The organism is Streptomyces sp. NPDC021115 (genome assembly GCF_044333065.1).
GTDB lineage: Bacteria > Actinomycetota > Actinomycetes > Streptomycetales > Streptomycetaceae > Streptomyces.
Genome location: NZ_JBIRQF010000069.1, coordinates 1 through 1081, shown reverse-complemented (window position 1 = coordinate 1081; position 1081 = coordinate 1). Strand labels below are relative to the sequence as shown.

The window sequence follows — 1081 nt, the reverse complement described above, 5'->3', positions numbered from 1 at the left end:
GCGCTAGGTGTGCTGTTCGGGGAGGTTGGTGACGCGGCTGGCTGGGGTGTGGCCGCTGATTCCGGTGTGGGGTCGGTGGTAGTTGTACCAGTCCAGCCAGTCGGGAAACGCTGCCTGGCGGTTGGCTTCTGAGGTGTAGGGCTGCTGGTAGGCCCATTCGTCGAGCAGGGTGCGGTGGAAGCGTTCGACTTTGCCGTTGGTCTGGGGGCGCCAGGGGCGGGTCCAGCGTGGGCTGATGCCCAGGTCGCGGCAGGTCTGGCGCCAGGTGTTCTTGCTGTAGGCCCAGGCGTTGTCGGTCAGCACGCGCTCGATGGTGACTCCGTGGTTGGCGAACCAGGCGGTGGCGCGGGCCAGGAAGGCGGCGCAGGTGGGGGCGGTCTCGTTGGGCAGGTGTTCGGTGTAGGCCAGGCGGGAGTGGTCGTCCAGGGCGGTGTGCAGGTAGGCGTAGCCGGTCCCGCGCTTGTTCTTGCGGGCGGCCGCTCGGCCCAGGATTTTGTGGCCGCCGCCGTCGGGGATGCGGCCGAGTTTCTTGACGTCGATGTGGACCAGTTCGCCTGGTCGGGAGCGTTCGTAGCGGCGGACGGGTTCGCCGGTGGCCCGGTCCAGCGTGGCCAGGGGTGGCAGGCCGTGGCGTTGGAGGATGCGGTGGGCGGTGGAGGCGGCGATGCCGGTGCGGGCCGCCAGCCGCAGTGGGCCGATGCGGTGTTCACGGCGCCTGTGCAGGACCTGTTCCTCCAGGGCGGCCGGCGTTCGGCGCGGTGAGCGATGCGGGCGGCTGGAGCGGTCGTGCAGGCCCGCTGTTCCCTGGTGGCGGTAGCGGTGGGCCCAGCGGGCGGCGGTGGTGTGGCTGACCTGGAAGCGTTCGGCCGCTCGTCGCAGCGGCCAGTTGTCCTCGACGACGCACCGGGCCAGACGCAGCCTGCCGGTCGGAGTCAGCGGGGCGTTACGGTGGATCAACGAGGGCCTCCTGCGTGCCGGTGAAGATGTCGCAATCCACACCGAAACCAGAGGCCCTCGCCTCGTTCAAGCACCACTCACGGCGCGTCGCCTGTCACCAACGTGCCGGGACAACACAGCTAGG

The 1081-nt window shown here is 70.0% G+C and carries 1 protein-coding gene; it reads right to left on the bottom strand.

Features of this window, described 5'->3' with window-relative positions:
* Positions 1–3: 3 nt before the first annotated feature.
* Entirely contained in the window at positions 4–957 is a 954-nt protein-coding gene (locus tag ACH4TL_RS45820; protein WP_398332179.1) for an IS481 family transposase, read from the bottom strand.
* Positions 958–1081: the final 124 nt, after the last annotated feature.